Below are 18,786 nucleotides of genomic sequence, written 5' to 3'. Positions count from 1 at the left end.
GCCGCGCTTGCGATCGCCGCTTAGTCCAATGGCGGCGACCCGCTGCGCCCGGCTGCGCCGCGCTTGCGATCGCCGCTTAGTCCAATGGCGGCGACCCGCTGCGCCCGGCTGCGCCGCGCTTGCGATCGCCGCTTGTCAGCAGTTCTCGTGGTCGCCGATCAGCAGTCGCACGGCCAGGTCGAGTCGCTTGCTGACGTCGGTCGCCGAGGCACGCCGGGTGAGCCAGGCGAGCAGGTTGGACAGCCACACGTCGGAGATCACCCGGGCGATGTGGAACTGGTCCTCGGTCGGCTCTCCGTCGCTCATCGCGCGGGCGAACATGCTGTCGATCAGCTTCTCGACCTGGTCGACCTCGGCTGACGCCGATGCGTCGGCGAACACGTAGGCCCTGGTCATGGCCTCGGTGAGCAGTGGGTTGCGCTGCATTGCCCGGTTGAGCTTGCTGACCATGAAGCTGAGCCGCTGGAAAGGCGTGCCGCCGGCGATCGAGGAGCGGTCGGTTTTGGCGTCGATGCGACTGAACTCCCGGCCCAGCGCCGACACCAGCAAGTGCACCTTCGACGGGAAGTACCGATACAGCGTGCCGACGGCGACGTCGGCACGGTCCGCCACTGCCCGCATCTGGACGGCCTCGTAGCCGCCCTTCGACGCGATGGCCATCGTGGCGTCCAGAATGCGCTTGCGACGCTCGCGCTGTGCCTCCGAACCGAGCTCTGATTCAGCCAATACCGCCACGTTCAGAACCTCGCGGGGCTTGCCGCTGGCGGCTTGACGCGGGCCGGCGTTCGCTGAAGACATGTCCAAGGCAGCTCCTCGTGCGGGTTATTTGTTCGCAAACGATACGCACTACCCACGTGAATCTCCCGTCTCCCCCACCGCCTGTGCAACGACGTGTACTGGACTTATATCTGCCAACTTGACGGTTGCTCGATCCCACTATTAGAACACGTTCTAGTGTGGAGAAAAGATACTGAACCGTGTGAATTTGATGACGTGGAGGACTGCTGGTGGTAGCGACCGTCACCGACGAACAGTTCGCGGCACGCGAACTGGTTCGCGACTGGGCCCGGACTGGGGCGTCGGGGGAGGCCGCCACAGTGGCAGCCCGAGCGATCGAACAGGGTGACGCCGACGCCTGGCGGCCGGTGTTCGCCGGGTTGGCCGACCTCGGGTTATTCGGCGTCGCCGTCGATGAGGAGAGCGGCGGGGCCGGCGGCAGCATCTCCGACCTCTGCGCAATGGTCGAGGAGGCGGCCAAGGCGCTGGTTCCTGGACCGGTCGCGACCACCGCGCTGGCCACTCTCGTCGTCGATGACCCTGCGCTGCTCGGCGCGCTGGCAGCGGGGGAGCGTTTCGCCGGCGTTGCGCTGGAAGGTGACGTCCAGTTCGACGGCCAGAAGGCCACTGGCACGCTGCCGTGGGTACTGGGCGCTTCGGTGGGCGGTGTCCTTGTGGTGCCGGCCGGCGGAATATGGCTGCTGGTGGACGCTGACGCCGAGGGCGTCACCCTGCAACCTCTGCAGGCCGCCGATTTTTCCCGACCGTTGGCTCGTGTGGTGCTGACGTCGGTGCCGGCGACCCTGCTGGGGGCTGCGACGGAACGAGTCACGGACCTGGCGGCGACCGTGCTGGCCGGCGAGGCCGCCGGAATCACTCGCTACGCGCTGGAAACCGCCGTGGCTTACGCCAAAGTGCGGGAGCAATTCGGCAAGCCGATCGGAAGCTTCCAGGCGATCAAGCACCTGTGTGCGGAAATGTTGTGTCGCGCCGAACAGGCCGAGGTGGCCGCCGCCGACGCCGCGCGTGCCGCCTCCGACGCAGACGCCGAGCAATTCGCCATCGCCGCGGCACTGGCGGCGAGTATCGGCATCGCCGCGGCGAAGGCCAACGTCAGGGACTGCATCCAGGTGCTCGGCGGCATCGGTTGCACCTGGGAGCACGACGCGCACCTGTACCTGCGGCGCGCCCACAGCATTGGCCGGTTTCTCGGTGGAGCGGAACATTGGCTGCGACGGGTTTCCGCACTGACCCAGGGCGGCGTTCGTCGGCGGTTGTCGATCGACCTCTCCGACGTGGAGGGGCAGCGCGCGGAGGTCGCGGCGGCCGTCGCTGAAGTGGCCGCATTGCCGGTGGAGAAGCAACAAGTGGCGCTGGCAGAGGCCGCGCTGCTGGCTCCGCATTGGCCTGCGCCGCACGGCCGCGGTGCGGGTCCGGCCGAGCAGTTGCTGATCGACCAGGAGATGGCAGCCGCGGGTGTCGAGCGCACCGACCTGGTGATCGGTTGGTGGGCGGCGCCGACCATCCTCGAGCACGGGACGCCGGAGCAGATCGATCAGTTCGTGCCGGCCACCCTGCGCGGGGATTTCCTTTGGTGCCAACTGTTTTCCGAGCCGGGCGCCGGCTCGGACCTGGCGTCCTTGCGTACCAGAGCAATTCGTGGTGACGGTGGTTGGTTGCTGACCGGACAGAAGGTGTGGACGTCGGCGGCGCAGAAGGCGCGCTGGGGAGTCTGCCTGGCCAGGACAGACCCGAACGCGCCGAAACACAAGGGAATTACGTACTTCCTGATCGACATGAAGGCACCGGGCATCGAGATCCGGCCGCTGCGTGAGATCACCGGCGACTCGTTGTTCAACGAGGTCTTCCTGGACAACGTCTTCGTTCCCGACGAGATGGTTGTCGGCTCGGTCAACGATGGCTGGCGGTTGGCCCGCACCACCCTGGCCAACGAGCGGGTCGCGATGGCTACCGGAACCGCGCTGGGCAACCCGATGGAGGAGTTGTTGAGGGTGCTGGCCAAGCTCGACCTCGACGCCGCGCAGCAGGACCGACTGGGCCGGCTGATCCAGCTCGCGCAAGGTGGCGCGTTATTGGATCAACGCATTGCTGTGCTGGCCGTGGAGGGCCAGGACCCGGGGGCGCAGTCCAGCGTGCGCAAGCTGATCGGCGTGCGTTACCGGCAGGAGCTGGCCGAATTCATGATGGACGTCTCCGAGGGTGGTGGCCTGGTGGTCAACCGGGAAGTGTTCGACTTCCTGAACACCCGATGCCTGACGATCGCCGGTGGGACCGAACAGATTCTGCTGACGGTTGCCGCCGAACGGCTGTTGGGCTTGCCGCGTTAGGGCATCACCGGGTGTTCCGTTGCCGAGACTGAAAATTTGCAGGCCGCTACTCGAAATTCGTCTGCAGATTTTCAGGCTCGACGCAGCGCTCAGTCGCGTCGCACGCGGCGCAACCTAGGTGATCTGCGTCTGCGCGCAGGTGCTCGGCGAGGTGAGGTTCACGCCGGGATAGACGACCTGCATGAACGTGCACACGAAGAGCAGCGTGTTCCCCATCGGCTGGCCGGTCGACCAACTCACCGAGTTGATCACCCCAGTGGTCTGGTACTTGTCCGGCGGACCGTCACCGAAGTAGACAGTGGTGATCACGTCGGTCCCGCCCTCTTTGTGGACGCGCTCAAACTGGCTGGTCGCGTGCGCGTCCAGATACGCCAGGCGATTGTTCGACCGGATCTCAGTGGTTTGCCGTGCCCATAGCCCGGACGGGAAGCCGGCCGGGCCGTCGGGCGTGCGCATATTGGCTCCAGCGACGAAGTCGCAATTGCCGCCGCCGTGGCAGTTGACGTAAGTGTGGGTCTCGATCTGGTTCGCGTCGTCGATCGGGAACAGCGTGGTGGCGGTGTTGTCACCCGCGACCGCCGTCGGCATCGGCGAGAACGCCAGCATCAGACTGATCGCTGCCAAACCCGGTACCAGTCGCTTCATCGTGCTCCTCTTCCCGGTGACCCACCCGATGCTCAAGGGAGAACCTAACCCCGCGACTACTCGTCGTAGGTAACTTCTACCGAATCAGATTCCGGGTGAGATTGACAGGCCAGAATTAGGCCCTCGTCGAGGTCCTGCTGCTCGAGCACGTCATTGATTTCCATCGTCACCTTGCCGCTGCGCAGAGTGCAGGCGCACGCACCGCAGTGACCTTCCCGGCAGGAGAAGGGTGCGTCGAGGCCCTTGGCCAGCAAAACGTCGAGAAGTTTGGCGCTGCGGGGCCAGGACACCGTGTGGGTTTCGCCATCCAGTTCGACCACTGCGGTCGCGGGCCCCTGGTCGCTGTCGTCGCTGTCGTCGATCTTGATCGCCGCGAACGGATCAGATTCCAGAGACTTGAATACTTCGATATGCACTCGCGGGGCAGGCACTTTCAGCGCCTGCAAGGCCTGACGTGCCGCCTCCATGAACGGGCCGGGTCCGCAGATGAAGGCCGGCCGGTCGGTGAACGGGGTGGCCAGCTTCGCCAGCGCCGCGGCGCTCGGCAGCCCCTGCAGTGACTCCAGCCAGTGCACAACCGTGAGCCGGTCGGGATATTTGGTGGCCAAGTCCCGCAGTGCGTCGCGGAAGATCACCGAACGTTCATCGCGATTGGCGTAGACCAGCGTCACCTGGCCGCTGCCTTCGGCCAGCGCCGATTTGCAGATCGACAGGATCGGTGTGATCCCGCTGCCGGCCGCGAGCAACAGGAAATCATCGTCCAGCGTCTTGGGCACGAAGGTGCCCGACGGAGCCAGCAGATGCATCCGCATGCCCGCCTGCGCGTTGTCGCACAACCAGTTGGATGCATAACCGTCCGCGGTCCGCTTGACGGTGACCGTCAGGGCTTCGGCGGTGAACGGTGAACTGCACAACGAGTAGCACCGCGCGACCGAGCCGGTGCGGTCGCTGGGCACCCGTAACGTCAGGAACTGACCGGGGGCATAACGCAGTCGCTGTGGCGGGATCGCGGGGTCGTCGGGACCATCGGGCACCGAGAACACCAACGACCGTGCGTCGTCGGTCTCGGCGACGACTTCGGCGATCTGCAGCTCCAGCACATGGTCACCGAGCGGCTCGTCTGGTTCTTGGTCGAGATCCGCCTCGGTCACCGTCTCACCCTCTCCGCCGTATCAACTAGAACATGTTATAGAAAACCCAATACGCATCTCTACCAGCCGCAGGAATACCCTGCTCGACACAAATCGGAACGTGTTCTAGTCTTGCCTTAGGCCCCAGTCGGTCCGTGTTGGTCGTGGGCGCAGCCCGCCACTTCCCAGGAGGCAACCGTAAGTGACCACCATTCAACAGCGTGATGCGCAGTCAGTCCTAACTGCCATCGATGATCTGCTGCCCGAGATTCGGGAGCGCGCCCAGGCAACGGAGGACTTGCGCCGGCTGCCGGATGAGACCGTCAAGTCGCTTGACGCGGCCGGCTTTTTCACTTTGCTGCAGCCCGAGCAGTGGGGCGGATTGCAGTGCGACCCCACCCTGTTCTACGAGGCGACCCGCCGGATCGCCAGCGCCTGCGGTTCCACCGGTTGGGTGAGCTCCATCATCGGCGTGCACAACTGGCACCTGGCGCTGTTCGACCAGCGGGCGCAGGAAGAGGTCTGGGGCGAGGACATCAAGACGCGCATCTCGTCGTCGTATGCCCCGATGGGTGCCGGCGTCGTGGTCGACGGCGGCTACCTGGTGAGTGGTTCCTGGAACTGGTCGTCCGGATGCGACCACGCAACTTGGGCCTTCCTCGGTGGGCCCGTCATCAAGGATGGGCGCCCGGTCGACTTCGGCAGCTTCCTGATTCCGCGCACGGAGTACCGCATCGACGATGTGTGGCACGTGGTCGGGTTGCGCGGCACCGGCAGCAACACCGTTGTGGTCAAAGACGTTTTCGTGCCCCGGCACCGGTTCCTGTCCTACAAGGCGATGAATGACGGCACCGCCGGGGGGTATGAGAACAACACCGCACCGGTTTACAAGATGCCTTGGGGCACAATGCATCCCACCACTATTTCGGCGCCGATCGTCGGAATGGCGTACGGGGCCTACGACGCCCATGTCGAGCACCAGGGTAAGCGGGTACGCGCCGCGTTCGCGGGAGAGAAAGCCAAGGACGACCCGTTCGCCAAGGTGCGGGTCGCCGAGGCGGCAAGTGACATCGACGCCGCGTGGCGCCAGTTGAGCGGGAACGTCGCCGACGAATACGCATTGCTGTCCGCCGGCAAGGAAATCCCGTTCGAACTGCGTGCGCGTGCTCGCCGCGACCAGGTACGTGCCACCGGGCGTGCGATCGCTTCCGTCGACCGGCTTTTCGAGGCATCCGGTGCCACCGCGCTGGGCAATGACCAACCGGTGCAACGTTTCTGGCGTGACGCGCACGCCGGTCGGGTGCACGCGGCGAACGACCCCGAGCGGGCCTACCAGATCTTCGGAAACCACGCGTTCGGGTTGCCGCCCGGCGACACCATGGTCTGATGACAGCAACCGAAGAGATAACGTTCGAATCTACCTCGCGCTACGCGGAAGTCGACGTCGACGGCCCGCTGAAGTTGCACTACCACGAGGCCGGTGTCGGCAACGAGCAGACGGTGATCCTCCTGCACGGCGGCGGTCCCGGTGCGTCGAGTTGGACGAACTTCTCCCGCAATATCGCGGTGCTGGCGCAGCAGTTCCATGTGCTGGCCGTCGATCAGCCCGGGTACGGGCACTCCGACAAGCGCGCCGAGCACGGGCAGTTCAATCACTACGCTGCCAGGGCGCTCAAGGGCCTGTTCGACCAACTGGGCCTGGAACGCGTTCCGCTGGTGGGCAATTCGCTGGGCGGTGGCACCGCGGTGCGGTTCGCCCTGGATTACCCCGACCGGGCCGGCAAGCTGATTCTGATGGGGCCGGGCGGACTGAGTGTCAACCTGTTCGCGCCGGATCCGACCGAGGGCGTCAAACGGCTGGGCAAGTTCTCGATGGAACCCACTCGTGACAATCTGGAGGCGTTTCTGCGGGTCATGGTCTACAACCAGAAGCTGATCACCCCCGAACTGATCGACCAGCGATTCGAGCTGGCTAGCACTCCGGAGTCGCTGACAGCGACCCGCGCGATGGGAATGTCGTTCTCCGGGGCCGATTTCGAACTCGGCATGATGTGGCGTGAGGTCTACAAACTGCGCCAACCCGTGCTGCTGATCTGGGGCAGGGAGGACCGGGTCAACCCGTTGGATGGAGCACTGGTTGCCTTGAAGACCATCCCGCGCGCGCAGTTGCACGTCTTCGGGCAGTGTGGACATTGGGCTCAGGTGGAGAAGTTCGACGAATTCAACAAGCTGACAATCGATTTTCTGGGAGGTGCGAGATGAGCATCCGGTCACTGGGCTATCTGCGCATCGAGGCCACCGACATGGCGGCCTGGCGCGACTACGGCCTGAAAGTCCTCGGCATGGTGGAGGGCAAGGGCAATGTCGAGGGCGCGCTTTATCTGCGGATGGACGACTTTCCGGCCAGGTTGGTGATTGTGCCGGGTGAGCACGACCGGCTGTCGGAGGCCGGCTTCGAGTGCGCGAATGCCGAAGGCCTGCAGGAGATCCGGAACCGGCTCGACGTTGAGGGCACGCCATATAAGGAAGCCACCGCAGCGGAACTGGCCGACCGTCGGGTCGACGAGATGATCCGGTTCTCCGACCCGTCGGGCAACTGCCTGGAAGTCTTTCACGGTGTAGCGCTGGAACACCGCCGGGTGGTCAGCCCCTACGGCCACAAGTTCATCACCGGCGAGCAGGGCTTGGGCCACGTTGTGTTGTCCACGAAGGACGACGCCGAGTCGTTGCACTTCTACCGGGATGTGTTGGGCTTCAAGCTACGTGACTCGATGCGACTGCCACCGCAGATCGTCGGCCGCCCCGCCGACGGGGCGCCGGCCTGGCTGCGTTTCTTCGGCTGCAACCCGCGGCACCACAGCCTGGCGTTCATGCCGGCGCCGACACCAAGTGGCATCGTGCACTTGATGGTCGAGGTCGGTGAGGCCGACGACGTGGGTCTGTGCCTGGACCGGGCACTGCGCCGCAAGGTGAAGATGTCGGCCACCCTGGGCCGGCACGTCAACGACCTGATGCTGTCGTTCTACATGAAGACACCTGGCGGCTTCGACATCGAATTCGGTTGTGAGGGCAGGCAAGTCGAGGACCATGAGTGGATCGCCCGGGAAAGTACCGCGGTGAGTCTGTGGGGCCACGACTTCTCGGTCGGTTTCAAGGCCTGAGGCTGGAAATGGCTGCCGCGCCGATCGACCCGCGTACCTTCCGCAGCGTGCTCGGTCAGTTCTGCACCGGAATCACCATCATCACCACCGTGCACGACGACGTGCCGGTCGGCTTCGCCTGTCAGTCGTTTGCGGCGCTGTCGCTGGATCCGCCGCTGGTGCTGTTCTGCCCGACCAAGGTGTCTCGGTCCTGGCAGGCGATCGAGGCCAGCGGCAAGTTCTGCGTCAACGTGCTGACCGAGAGCCAGAAGCACGTCTCGGCGCGCTTCGGATCCAGGGAACCGGACAAGTTCGCCGGAATCGATTGGCATCCTTCGGAACTCGGCTCACCGATCATCGAAGGGTCGCTGGCCTACATCGACTGCACAGTGGCATCCACGCACGACGGTGGCGACCATTTCGTGGTGTTCGGTGCGGTCAGCTCGCTGTCTGAGGTGCCGCAGATCAAGCCGCGGCCACTGTTGTTCTACCGCGGCGACTACACCGGAATCGAACCGGACAAAACCACGCCGGCGCAGTGGCGTGACGACCTGGAAGCGTTTCTCACCACGACCACGCAGGACACCTGGCTCTAAGAGGCTGAACACGCGCCGCTACGGGTGAGCTGGATCGCCGCCGAACGTGGGTCTCAAGTACGAAAACGTTGGCCCAACTCGTCCATAAGCCACACGCTCGGCGTGGCGTTTCTAAACGCGAGCCGCCTCAGGCCAGATGGCCCGGGCCGCGGGCGACGCGCAGAAGGTGTCCTGTGCGGTGCCGATATCCATGTCGATCGCGCTCAGGCTATCCAGGGGATGGGCGCGGCAATTGACCGTGAGCACCCGGTGAGTGCCCGGGTCGAACGTCTCGGCTTCGATCGTCAGAACGGTGACGAGCGTGAACCCGGCACCGGTCGGCAGGTAGAAGCTGAGGTCCCGGCTGTTAGGCGAGCCGCCGTTGGAAACGACGTAGCCATCTCCGCTGGGATAGACGGCCTGACCGACCATCTGCGTCCGCTCGAAGTGCAGGCTGTCGCCCTGCGCGCGCCATACGGAGAACCGGGTGTTGGGGCTGCCGTTGAAGACGGCCTGGTTGATCGGGATTATCAGTTCGTCGCGACCGTCCCCGTCGAGGTCCTGCAAACCGGCGCCGCTGGGGCTCGATGGCTCGAGTAGCTCGTCGATCGTCTGGGTGACGGCCCCCGACGCGTCGGTCACAGTGACCTTGACCGCCCTTGGTCCGGGCGCCTCCGGCACGGTCCAGTAGTCCACGTCGAAGTTCGCGCCGACACGATCGCCGGCGTGCAGTCGGCAGTCAGTGTGCGGCAGTTGAGCCTTGGGATTGATCGTCGCGACGGTAGTCGCGCACGGCGCGAGACTGGGAGTTGCGTGGGCCCGTGGGCACAGTGCCCCGGCGATGGCGACCGCAATCACCGCGGTGAGAAGCGTCGGTGACTTCATGCGGGTGCACACTACCGTCGCCGCTGGGTGCCGCCAATGGTCAGATTTCGGGTCCACGGCGGAGCGCAGGCCGAACTTTCTCTCCAATTGGCGAAACGCATGTTCTCTGATGGCGGTGTTGCGGGCTAACATCTGGTGACCGTCGTCACAACGATGTAATGGGGGGTAGTAAGGATGTCATCCGAACTTGCCGAGTCTCGCGTCTCGGAACTACGCGAGCGCGAAGCCGCGGACGAAGCCTGGCAGTGGATCGTCGACCTCAAAGAGGCGGCGAAGTCGGACGCGTCGGCCGCGGAGGCTGAACTCGACTCGATATTCAAACTCGGCAAGCCGCCCACCAGTCTCGAGGGGCCCACCGACGGCATCCTGGTGATGACGACCACCAACCCCGCGGTCGACGCGGGAGTGCGGATGATCACCAGTCTGTGGATGCCGTGGCAGGGGAAGCGGTTCGACTCGGTGAACCGCACTGGCGACAACCGGATGGTCAACAGCGCGACCCTTCCGTCGAAACTGTTGTGGCCGCTGTACAAGATGAAGGACGCGGTCGACGGCAAACTCGCCTTCGACTTCAAGACCTACACCGACGCCGGCAAGGCTGATCCCGACGTGCAGGTGATGGTTATCGATTACTCCGATGTCGGCGACAACCCGCGTCTTGTTATCAGAAGCATCCGCGACGAACTGGTCGAGGTGGTGCCCGGTACCTATCTGGGCAAGATTCTCTTCCGGATGCCCCGCGACCGTTACGAGATGATCGGTTACTTCGCGCTGCGCACCTGATATCTCCCTCTCCAACACCGAATTCGACTGGCCAACGAAGGCTGCCCGCTCAATTGCGATGCTTTTAATTTGATCGTGTCCAGATTTTTCGTCATCAGCGGAAACGCTGGAATGTGCTGCACGGCAAGACGATTCGGTCCGTCAAGGTCGCCGGCAGGCGGCCGTCCACCGCGTGGCGACCGCTTGCCCTGCTGTGCAACATTTGGCAATCAAAGGGCCTTTGTCCACTCGTTTTACGTTGCCCAACACGTCTTTTGATCGTTCGCTTGGGGAGCTTGGCAGGTGCATTTCTTGATAAGCGACAGACTGCTACCATCAATCGCCCCCTGCACTACCGTGCGTGTTCTCGGCAACTCGGAGGACGTAAAGAATGAGTGTTCTCGCTTCTGGCCCATTCATCGATTGGGAAGAGCTCACCGGACAATCCGCGTTCGTCGTTGACCTCGTCAGTATCCCGATCTTCAGTGCGGTCGCGGGTCTCATCACCAACTGGACCGGGGTGCTCATGCTTTTCGCGCCGGTCTATTTCACCGGCTTCTACGTGCCAGGTCTGAAATCACTCTTCCCGTTTCTGCCCCGCAAAGTACAGATCCTGCCCATCTTCGCGCCCGAGGGAATCCTGGGTTTTCAGGGCTTCATACCTTGTCGTGCCGAGAAGATGGCCAGCCTGATCGTCGATATGTCGATCGCCCGGATCGGGAGTATCCGAGATTTCTACGAGGAGCTCGGGCCGGCTGACCTCGCCGCCCAGCTGGCTGATGCGTTGCGACCAAATATTCGGCGACTCGCAGAGGACATCATCGAAAGCGAGCACCGCACGCTGTGGCGGAGTTTGCCGGTCGCGGTGCAGAACCAGACGCTGAAGCAACTGGATGAGAAGTTGCCGCAGATTTCGCGCCGGGTGTTCGCGAAAATCGGAGACAACATCAGCGACCTACTCAATGTGAAGCTGATGGTGGTCAACCACCTGCGACGCAATCCCGCCGTACTGGTGGGAATCATCAAGGGCATGGGGGCGCCTGAGCTTCGGTTCATGATCAAGATCGGCGCGCTCGGCTTCGTCTTCGGAATCCCTCTCGCGCTCTACATCTCCTGGGTCCGCGAAGACCAACCACCGGTCCTGAGCTCTATTCCGATGTGGCTGGTGGTTCTCGGCGGGGCCGCGCTCATCGGAATCGTGGTCAACTACCTGGCGGTCAAGATCGTGTTCGAGCCGGGCGACCCGGCACCGCGGTACAAGTACATCTGGAAGCAGGGCCTCTTCCCCAAGCGTCAGCACGAGGCCGCGGCTGAGATCTCGCTCATGCTGGCCCGTGAGGTCATGACCGTGCCGAACTTTGCGAATGAGTTGCTCTTGGGCGCGAGCGGCGACAAGACCGCGCTGATCATCGAGGAGTCGGTGGGCGAAGAAGTCGAGCAGATACTCACGCCCTTCGCGACGATGACGGCGAAGTCGCTCGGGATCGTGCATGTCGGTGTTCTCGAGCACAAGGCGAGTCTGGCCGCCGTGGAACTGGCGCCCGGGTTGCTGTCCATCGACGAAAGTGGTGGCCAGCGTGAGAAGAAGATCGCGGAATTCGCCACCGAGAAGTTCCGGGCGTTGCCTCCGCACGAATTCGCCGAAATGCTCTACTCGGCTATCGAGCAGGATGCCTGGCTGCTCTACGTCCACGGCGGCCTGCTGGGCATAGTCGTAGGCGCCCTGCACTTGTTGATCTTCGGCTGGTAACCCCACTCAGCCCGAACCTGGTCCGGTAGCGCGCTTGCGCGCTACCGGATTTTTCTGTCTCGGCATCGCCGGCGACGCACAAGTGCAACAGAAAAGACGAAAGCCCGGGGCGTCATGCCATGCCCCGGGCTCCTCGCTGCTAAATCAGGTCACACCGATTCGCGGGCGCTGGGCGGACCCTTCCCGACGATCTTGTCCTCACGGCCGTCGGTCGCCCAGCCACCGCCGTCGTAACCGTCGGTGTCGATGCAGGAGGCGACGAATTGCCGTCCGAATGAGGTCAGGCCGATGCTCCGGTAGGTACTGATGAACTTGGCGACCCCGACAGTCCGCTCCACGACGATTGGCTGCACTTCCAGTAACGCGTAGCGGCGGTAGTCGTCGATGGGCTCCTTGGAAAAGTCGATAAGGCCTAATCGAGCGAGGTTGGCCAGATACTGGTAACCCCGATCCGTCCATTTACAACCCGACATTTCGGAGATCATGTTGACGCCACCGACCAACTTGACTGAACCGACCTGAAATAGCGACTTTGTTCGGACGTCAATGGCGGGCTGGGCGCCGGCTACCGCCAGAAAGCGAAGTATCCGAGCCTCGTCGGGTAGCAGTTCGTCGAGAATATTCGAAAATGACGGATGCACGTCCCGGCGCTGATATTCCGGCTTGCACGAGATGCGGACAAGCTCGTCACCGCGCTTGCGTAACTCTGCGGTTTCGTCACGAACGCCGGTGGTGCCCAGGAACGAGCTGACCACGCTGTCAATGGCGTGCGATGGCGCCATGCCGTGCTGCACCTGTTGTACCTGACGTATCGTCTCAGCAAACAAGCCGACGGGGCGGGAGGCGACTCGGCCCACCGTGCCCATGATGCTGCCCAGGGAACCGTCCGTCGGGGCGGCGTGGCCGTCCGAGACAGGCGCGGCAACCGCGGGCGTCGGCAGCTGTGTTGTCACTGCCGAGTTGGTCGAGACGTCAGAGGCGAGCGGACCGGCGATGGCCGACGCGGACGCAGTCGCATCGCCTCCGGTGAGTTGACCCACGACGCCGCCGGTGGCCGCCGCCGCGATCTCGCGGGCGGCGGACGTCGAATTTGACAGGTAGTTCACAAGATTCGTGAAATTGTTGACCGCGGCTCTGGGGTGGGTGACTGCATGCACCGTCGACGAGAACAAACCCCTGGTGCTTTCGACGACGTTGGCTGCGTCGCGAAGCACCGTGGAGAACTGGGAGTACGCCGCCACTTCGGCGGACCGGCGCGGGTCCCCGTCGTCCTGCGGATTCGGGTGGGCGAGGCCCTTGGATTCAGTCATGACCTACCTGTTCACGGCGTTGTGTGTCAGATCACATTACGTTGTGACGGAACGAAAGTGTATCTGCTCAACAAGGCCACCCGAGCAATTGGTTCGGTATAGGTGCCGCGGGCGGGCCGGCACCAGGGCGTGACCCCGAACGCCGAGGGGCCACCCGGGCCGGGAGTGCCAGGTGGCCGGCATGGGTCCGCGTGGGAACCTCGCCGCTCTCAGCCTTGGTGCGGCAGCGGCCGTAACCCCACTGGGAGCTCTGAACTGCCCTTATGCTGCGTCCCCCACAGTCGCCGCCACCCGTTTAAAGCAGTAAGGTCATCCGTTGTCAAAAACTTTGACACGACAGACTATAACGTTTGTATAACCGTTGCGTCTCTATTCAATAACGTACTCAGCGGTACTAGGTGGACTCAATACCATCCCTTCAGCACTCCTAAGCCCACCTTGATCAGGGGAACGCCAATGTCGCTTATCTGTACAAAGGCAGCATTTTTGTGCACTGAGCCCGTTTTCTTGGGAGTCGCGGCAGATTTGGCAAAGATTGGTCCGCTCATCGGTGAAGCGCGATCGCCCTCACCAAGGAGCTGGGACTGTTGAGTTCAGCGGCGAAAACCGATACTTCGGCAAAAACACTGGCTCCGGCAACTCCGGTTGCTCCCGAACGTCGCCCCGGCCGGTCGGCCGCGACCACTCTGGCGCGGCCGTGGCGCTTCTTCGTCCGACGGACGGACCAGGGGTTGCAGACCCTGGGCCGATTCTTCGAGCTGGGCACCCAGTCCGTCCTGTACCTGGTCACGGACATCATCAGGCTGCGTCATCCGTGGCGCGAAACCCTCAGTCAGGCTTCCTTCATCGTCGGAGTCACGGCGATTCCGGCGCTGCTGATATCCGTTCCCTTCGGCGTCATCATCGCTGTGCAAGTGGGCAACCTCATCGTGCAAGTGGGAGCGACGTCGATCTCGGGTGCGGTCGGCGGCCTCGGCGTGATCGGTCAGGCGGCGCCGATCATGGCGGCATTGCTGCTGGGCGGGGCGGCCAGTTCGGCGATGACCACAGACCTGGGTGCGCGCACCATTCGCGACGAGGTCGACGCGCTGCGCGTGATGGGGATCGACCCCGTTCAACGACTGGTCACGCCCCGGTTGGCGGCGATCATCTTGCTGGCGCCGGTGCTGTGCATCTTCATCATCTTCATGGGACTGGCCGCCGGCTACGTGGTCAACGTCGGTTACCAGTCGGGCACTCCCGGCAGCTACATTGCCTCGTTCGGGTCGTACGCGACGGTAGCTGATGTCGGGGTGGCGTTGCTCAAGACGTGGTTATTTGGTGTGATCGTGACGCTGATCGCCTGCCAGCGCGGTTTGGAGACCAAGAGGGGCGGTCCGCGGGGTGTGGCTGACTCGGTCAACGCATCCGTTGTTCTGGGGGTGGTCACAGTGTTTGTTCTGAACCTCGGTATCACCGCGCTGGTCGCCACGTTCATGCCGACAAAGGTGGGGTGATGGCTACACCGTCGCGGCATGCGCCGGCCGGACTGACCACGGGGCTACGGGCCGGATGGTCGGTTCTCTACAAGGGGGGCTCGGTATTCGAGCGCCTCGGGCACCAGGCGACTTTCCTGGCTCAAGTGCTCGCCTCGATTCCGCGAACCATCGCACGGTACCGGCGCCAAACCGGCGTGATTCTGGTCGACATGATCTGGGGCAATGGCTCAATCGTCGTCGGCGGCGGCATGATCGGCGTGCTGGCGTTCATGGGCCTCGCGATTGGCGGCGCGGTCGGACTCGTCGCGTATGACGTGCTGGACATGGTCGGTATGGGGCCGCTCACCGGCTTCATCTCGGCCTACGCCAATACTCGAGAGCTGGCGCCGATGATTGCCGGAATCGGATTCGGCGCCCAGGCGGCCACCCGGATGACCGCCGAGATCGGCGCCATGCGAATCGCCGAGGAAATCGACGCGCTCGAAGTCCAGGGCATCCCGGCCATCCCCTACGTGGTGACCACCCGCGTCCTCGCCGGGATCATCACCATCATTCCGCTGTACTTGTTCACCCTCGCTCTGAGCTACTTGTCGTGTGCGCTGATGGTGACTCTGCATCAAGCATCGGGCACTTACACCCACTACTTCGACATGTTCATGCAGCCGTCCGACGTCGTGTACTCGGCTATCAAGGCGGTCGTTTTCGTCATCCTGATCATCGCCATCCACTGCTACGAAGGCTTTTACGTCGGCGGTGGTCCCGAGGGCGTCGGACGCGCTTCCGGTCGAGCTATCCGGGCCAGCCTGATCACGCTCGTCATCGCCGACATGGTGCTCACATTGCTGTTCTGGGGCAACAACGCTGGCTTGCGGCTGTCGGGATAAGACCATGCCGACATTCCTCACCAGAACCGCGCGGCCGCCGAGCTCGGGCACCTTACGACTCCGGGGCTTGGTCGTTGCCGTAGTGCTGGCCATTGCGGGCACCTTCCTCTACCAGGCGACCACCGGCTCGTACGACGACAACTTCGAACTGACCATGGTCGCCAACACGATCGGCGAGGGCCTGGCGCCTGGTGCCGAGGTCAAGTACCACGGCATGGCCATCGGGTCGGTGAAGGAACTCGAGACGGTCGGCTACAACAAGCAGCAGATGACAGTCGTGATCGATCCGCGCCAGGCGAAAGTGCTGACCGCCGACACCATCGCCAGGTTCACCTCGTCGAATCTGTTCGGCACCACCGAAGTCGAGCTCGTGAGCGACGGCAAGGGCCCGCCCTTGCGCTCGAGGCAGACGTTGACCGTCCGCACCGAGGTGGAGGCAGCGACGATCACCGAATTGCTGCGCGAGGGTCAGCAACTGAGTCGGACGCTGGACACACCCGAGCTCAGTCGCGTGATCGACGACCTGCGCCGGCACGCCGACCTCGTCGGCCCGGCCACCAGAGCCGGCCTCGATATCGCGAAGATCCTGGCCGATTCCCAGACGGTGCCCATCTCACAGTCACTTTCGGTGCTCGCATCGTTCTTGAGCGGCCTGGGTCCGGTACTTCCCGGCCTCAATCTGGCACCCGATCTGATCGGTTCCATGACCTTCCTGAACACGCCGGGCGCGAGCGAACGCACCAACCTGGTCATGACCCAAACCGGTCAGCTGTTGGGGAGTGTCGGCGACCTGCTGCAGCGGAACAACCCCTGGCTCATCCCACTGGTCAACGGGATGATGAACGCCGCGGTGCCGGGCATGTACGCCGCAGGCAGCCTGGCGCCGGCCTACGACCGAATTTCGGGGCTCCTCGACCGCACCAGCACCGCATTCCCGATCGTCGACGGCCAAGTCCGGATGCGCACCGAGGTCATCATGGACACCGCGCCGGGCATCGCCAACGGGCTGGCCGGGCCGGCTGAGCTACCAGGACCCGCCCCCGGGCCCGTAGGGTTCTCGCCGGGGGGTGGCGAGTGAAAAAGCTAGGCAGCTCAGTGTTTTGGGTGGCGTTGTTCACGACGGTCGCAACGGTGTGCGGCCTCATGCTGCTCACCGCGCTCCGCAACCCGGTCAGCGGGCCGACGACGCATTACTCGGCGACCTTTACCGACGTTTCGGGCCTCGACGCTGGAAACGACGTCCGCATCGCGGGGGTGCAGGTCGGCAAGGTCGAGACGATCCGTCTCGAAGGCCACACGGCCAAGGTCGATTTCACCGCTCTGAGCGCCCACCCGGTATATCGGGACACCGTTGTCGCCGTGCGATTCCAGAACCTGTTGGGTCAGCGCTACCTGGAGCTGGTTCAGTCGGGCGCCGCCGGCGAACGGCTGGCCTCGGGCGGCGCGATTCCGATCGGGCAGACCATTCCGTCGTACGACATCACCAAGCTGTTCAACGGATTTAAGCCGGTGCTGTCCACCCTCGACCCGGCCCAGATCAATCAGTTCGGCGAAAACCTGCTGCGGCTGATTCAAGGCGACGACACCGGACTCGGGCCAGTGCTGCGTGATCTGGACTCCATCACAAAGTTCGCCGCAAACCGCCAGGCTGCCATCACCGTGTTGCTCCGCAATCTCGGCGAGATTTCGGGTGACCTGGGCGGCAAGTCACAGCAGTTGATTCATCTGATCAGCACGCTGAACGGGCTACTGGGGTCGTTCACGGTTGCCGCCGACGAGTTCCGCACCTCCCTCGACATCGAGCTACCCCTGATGCGAAGCCTGGTACACACCTTGCAATACGCCGAGCGGACCTTCGACGGAACGACGGTCCCGGTCTACGACCTGATGAGCCGGATGTTCCCGCAGACACCAACCATCGTCGCGGGCCTTTCGCTGGTGCCGTCCCTGATTCAGGGACTGCGAGACTCACTCACCGACGAACCGACGACACCCGCACCCAACTACACCTGCACCAACGGCGAGGTCCATCTGCCGGGTATCGGGGAAGTGGCCTTCGGGCAACAGGATCTGGTCGTCTGCCAATGAAAATCCACATCAGCAGAAACTGGGGACGCGTACTCGACGATCGCGCCACGGCGAACCGCAGCCGCCGGCATGGAGTCATCGGCATCATCGTCATCATCATTGCGCTGACCATTCCGATCGTCGCCTTTGTCGTTCCCATCGGGCAGAGCAACTACACGGCCAATGCCAGCACGTCCGGCGGTCTGCAGAGCGGCGACGAGATTCGCCTAGCCGGTGTTCCGATCGGGGAAGTCACCAGCGTCAAGCTGGTGCGAAACCTGGTGCAGGTCCAATTCCAGTTGAAGCAGACGATTTTCGTCGGCTCGGAATCGACGCTCGACATCAGGCTGCTGACGCCGATCGGTGGCCACTACATCGCGATCGACCCGCAGGGCACGGTGCCGTTGGGACACAACGTGATTCCGCCGAACCATGTCAAAGCCGCGTTCGAGACCAGCGACCTCATCCAGTCGGTCACACCGCTGGTCAAGGACGTCAACGGCAAGGTGCTGCACGACACCTTCACCCAGATTGCCAACGCCGCCAACAAGTATCCGAATTCGCTGCGCGAGATCGTGCACTCCGCCAACGACTTGACCGGGTTCCTGGGCAAGATGAAGGACGACGTCCATCGCGGCATGGGCTTCGTCAACGACGCGGTCAGCGCGCTCAACGAGAACCGTCAGACACTTGTGGCGTTGCTCGAACAATTCGCGCTGATCGGGCGGGGCTATACCTCGAGGACCGTCGACATCGTCGAGTTCTTCACCTTGCTCAATGAACTGACGCGCATCGTGGACCGCATCATGGTGTTCTACGGCCGTGAGGTCGCGCCGTCGGTCAACGGAATCGACGATATCTTCGACTCGCTGTTCACCCATCCCGACCGGATCGGCCGGGCCGCTGACGGCCTGGGCCAGATCATCAACATCGTGGGACCCATGCTCAGCGGAAACGGTGTCGCCATCGACGAGAACCACCGGCTGGTCCCCGGTCAGGACCTCTGTCTGCCGAACATCATGAGGCACTGCTGAA

Annotated in this window: 17 protein-coding genes; 12 read left to right on the top strand and 5 right to left on the bottom strand. The window is 63.6% G+C overall.

The window, feature by feature from the left end; all coding sequences use genetic code 11:
- Positions 1-135 precede the first annotated feature (135 nt).
- Positions 136-735, bottom strand: coding sequence for a cholesterol catabolism transcriptional regulator KstR (gene kstR / locus ACZY1I_RS22465; RefSeq protein WP_463757914.1), 600 nt, complete (start codon positions 733-735; stop codon positions 136-138).
- 272 nt (positions 736-1,007) lie between these two features.
- Here kstR and ACZY1I_RS22460 point away from each other — a divergent pair, with 272 nt between their 5' ends.
- Positions 1,008-3,125 carry an acyl-CoA dehydrogenase gene (locus ACZY1I_RS22460; RefSeq protein WP_463757383.1) on the top strand — a complete coding sequence of 706 codons (2,118 nt, stop codon included), beginning with the start codon at positions 1,008-1,010 and terminating at the stop codon, positions 3,123-3,125.
- A 114-nt stretch (positions 3,126-3,239) separates the two neighbouring features.
- Here ACZY1I_RS22460 and ACZY1I_RS22455 read toward each other — a convergent pair whose 3' ends face one another.
- Positions 3,240-3,770 (bottom strand): hypothetical protein, encoded by a 531-nt coding sequence (locus ACZY1I_RS22455; RefSeq protein WP_463757381.1) that lies wholly within the window; start codon positions 3,768-3,770, stop codon positions 3,240-3,242.
- 56 nt (positions 3,771-3,826) lie between these two features.
- Positions 3,827-4,921: a 2Fe-2S iron-sulfur cluster-binding protein gene (locus ACZY1I_RS22450; protein WP_463757379.1), complete on the bottom strand. Its 1,095-nt coding sequence runs from the start codon at positions 4,919-4,921 to the stop codon at positions 3,827-3,829.
- Between the two features lie 181 nt (positions 4,922-5,102).
- On the opposite strand from ACZY1I_RS22450, the gene hsaA reads away from it, so the two are divergent.
- From hsaA to hsaB, 4 genes are read left to right on the top strand one after another with little or no spacing between them, the layout of a single operon-like run.
- Entirely contained in the window at positions 5,103-6,287 is a 1,185-nt protein-coding gene (hsaA, locus tag ACZY1I_RS22445) for a 3-hydroxy-9,10-secoandrosta-1,3,5(10)-triene-9,17-dione monooxygenase oxygenase subunit (protein WP_463757376.1), read from the top strand.
- On the top strand, positions 6,287-7,162 hold the full coding sequence (hsaD, locus tag ACZY1I_RS22440; RefSeq protein WP_463757374.1) for a 4,5:9,10-diseco-3-hydroxy-5,9,17-trioxoandrosta-1(10),2-diene-4-oate hydrolase: 876 nt from the start codon (positions 6,287-6,289) through the stop codon (positions 7,160-7,162). Before hsaA ends, hsaD begins: the two co-directional genes overlap by 1 nt.
- Positions 7,159-8,061 (top strand): iron-dependent extradiol dioxygenase HsaC, encoded by a 903-nt coding sequence (hsaC, locus tag ACZY1I_RS22435; protein WP_463757372.1) that lies wholly within the window; start codon positions 7,159-7,161, stop codon positions 8,059-8,061. Before hsaD ends, hsaC begins: the two co-directional genes overlap by 4 nt.
- A gap of 8 nt (positions 8,062-8,069) precedes the next feature.
- A complete protein-coding gene (hsaB, locus tag ACZY1I_RS22430) occupies positions 8,070-8,636 on the top strand; it encodes a 3-hydroxy-9,10-secoandrosta-1,3,5(10)-triene-9,17-dione monooxygenase reductase subunit (RefSeq protein WP_463757369.1) in 567 nt (188 codons plus the stop codon).
- 111 nt (positions 8,637-8,747) lie between these two features.
- On the opposite strand, the gene ACZY1I_RS22425 is transcribed toward hsaB, so the two are convergent.
- Positions 8,748-9,500 (bottom strand): hypothetical protein, encoded by a 753-nt coding sequence (locus tag ACZY1I_RS22425; RefSeq protein ID WP_463757366.1) that lies wholly within the window; start codon positions 9,498-9,500, stop codon positions 8,748-8,750.
- A gap of 174 nt (positions 9,501-9,674) precedes the next feature.
- Between ACZY1I_RS22425 and ACZY1I_RS22420 the strand changes: the two genes are divergently transcribed.
- On the top strand, positions 9,675-10,283 hold the full coding sequence (locus tag ACZY1I_RS22420; protein WP_463757363.1) for a hypothetical protein: 609 nt from the start codon (positions 9,675-9,677) through the stop codon (positions 10,281-10,283).
- Positions 10,284-10,653: 370 nt separating this feature from the next.
- A complete protein-coding gene (locus ACZY1I_RS22415; RefSeq protein WP_463757360.1) occupies positions 10,654-12,012 on the top strand; it encodes a hypothetical protein in 1,359 nt (452 codons plus the stop codon).
- Between the two features lie 149 nt (positions 12,013-12,161).
- Here ACZY1I_RS22415 and ACZY1I_RS22410 read toward each other — a convergent pair whose 3' ends face one another.
- Complete coding sequence (locus ACZY1I_RS22410; protein WP_463757356.1) at positions 12,162-13,322, bottom strand: Abi-alpha family protein; 1,161 nt, start codon at positions 13,320-13,322, stop codon at positions 12,162-12,164.
- Between the two features lie 587 nt (positions 13,323-13,909).
- Between ACZY1I_RS22410 and ACZY1I_RS22405 the strand changes: the two genes are divergently transcribed.
- From ACZY1I_RS22405 to ACZY1I_RS22385, 5 genes are read left to right on the top strand one after another with little or no spacing between them, the layout of a single operon-like run.
- Positions 13,910-14,818, top strand: a complete 909-nt coding sequence (locus ACZY1I_RS22405) for an MlaE family ABC transporter permease (protein WP_463757353.1) — start codon at positions 13,910-13,912, stop codon at positions 14,816-14,818.
- Positions 14,818-15,684, top strand: a complete 867-nt coding sequence (locus tag ACZY1I_RS22400) for an MlaE family ABC transporter permease (protein WP_463757350.1) — start codon at positions 14,818-14,820, stop codon at positions 15,682-15,684. The genes ACZY1I_RS22405 and ACZY1I_RS22400 overlap by 1 nt, the downstream gene beginning before the upstream one ends.
- 4 nt (positions 15,685-15,688) lie before the next feature.
- Positions 15,689-16,762 carry an MlaD family protein gene (locus tag ACZY1I_RS22395; RefSeq protein ID WP_463757348.1) on the top strand — a complete coding sequence of 358 codons (1,074 nt, stop codon included), beginning with the start codon at positions 15,689-15,691 and terminating at the stop codon, positions 16,760-16,762.
- A complete protein-coding gene (locus ACZY1I_RS22390) occupies positions 16,759-17,772 on the top strand; it encodes an MlaD family protein (RefSeq protein WP_463757346.1) in 1,014 nt (337 codons plus the stop codon). The genes ACZY1I_RS22395 and ACZY1I_RS22390 overlap by 4 nt, the downstream gene beginning before the upstream one ends.
- Positions 17,769-18,785 carry an MlaD family protein gene (locus ACZY1I_RS22385; protein ID WP_463757344.1) on the top strand — a complete coding sequence of 339 codons (1,017 nt, stop codon included), beginning with the start codon at positions 17,769-17,771 and terminating at the stop codon, positions 18,783-18,785. Before ACZY1I_RS22390 ends, ACZY1I_RS22385 begins: the two co-directional genes overlap by 4 nt.
- Position 18,786 lies beyond the last annotated feature (1 nt).

It is taken from the genome of Mycobacterium sp. IDUB_37 (assembly GCF_055419245.1).
This window is presented reverse-complemented; position numbering and strand designations above follow the sequence as displayed.

Coding starts and splice junctions, on each gene's coding strand:
- ACZY1I_RS22455 (WP_463757381.1), bottom strand. CDS start 3,770: ATGAAGCGACTGGTACCGGGTTTGGCAGCGATCAGTCTGATGCTGGCG.
- hsaD (WP_463757374.1), top strand. CDS start 6,287: ATGACAGCAACCGAAGAGATAACGTTCGAATCTACCTCGCGCTACGCG.
- hsaC (WP_463757372.1), top strand. CDS start 7,159: ATGAGCATCCGGTCACTGGGCTATCTGCGCATCGAGGCCACCGACATG.
- hsaB (WP_463757369.1), top strand. CDS start 8,070: ATGGCTGCCGCGCCGATCGACCCGCGTACCTTCCGCAGCGTGCTCGGT.
- ACZY1I_RS22425 (WP_463757366.1), bottom strand. CDS start 9,500: ATGAAGTCACCGACGCTTCTCACCGCGGTGATTGCGGTCGCCATCGCC.
- ACZY1I_RS22420 (WP_463757363.1), top strand. CDS start 9,675: ATGTCATCCGAACTTGCCGAGTCTCGCGTCTCGGAACTACGCGAGCGC.
- ACZY1I_RS22415 (WP_463757360.1), top strand. CDS start 10,654: ATGAGTGTTCTCGCTTCTGGCCCATTCATCGATTGGGAAGAGCTCACC.
- ACZY1I_RS22410 (WP_463757356.1), bottom strand. CDS start 13,322: ATGACTGAATCCAAGGGCCTCGCCCACCCGAATCCGCAGGACGACGGG.
- ACZY1I_RS22400 (WP_463757350.1), top strand. CDS start 14,818: ATGGCTACACCGTCGCGGCATGCGCCGGCCGGACTGACCACGGGGCTA.
- ACZY1I_RS22395 (WP_463757348.1), top strand. CDS start 15,689: ATGCCGACATTCCTCACCAGAACCGCGCGGCCGCCGAGCTCGGGCACC.
- ACZY1I_RS22385 (WP_463757344.1), top strand. CDS start 17,769: ATGAAAATCCACATCAGCAGAAACTGGGGACGCGTACTCGACGATCGC.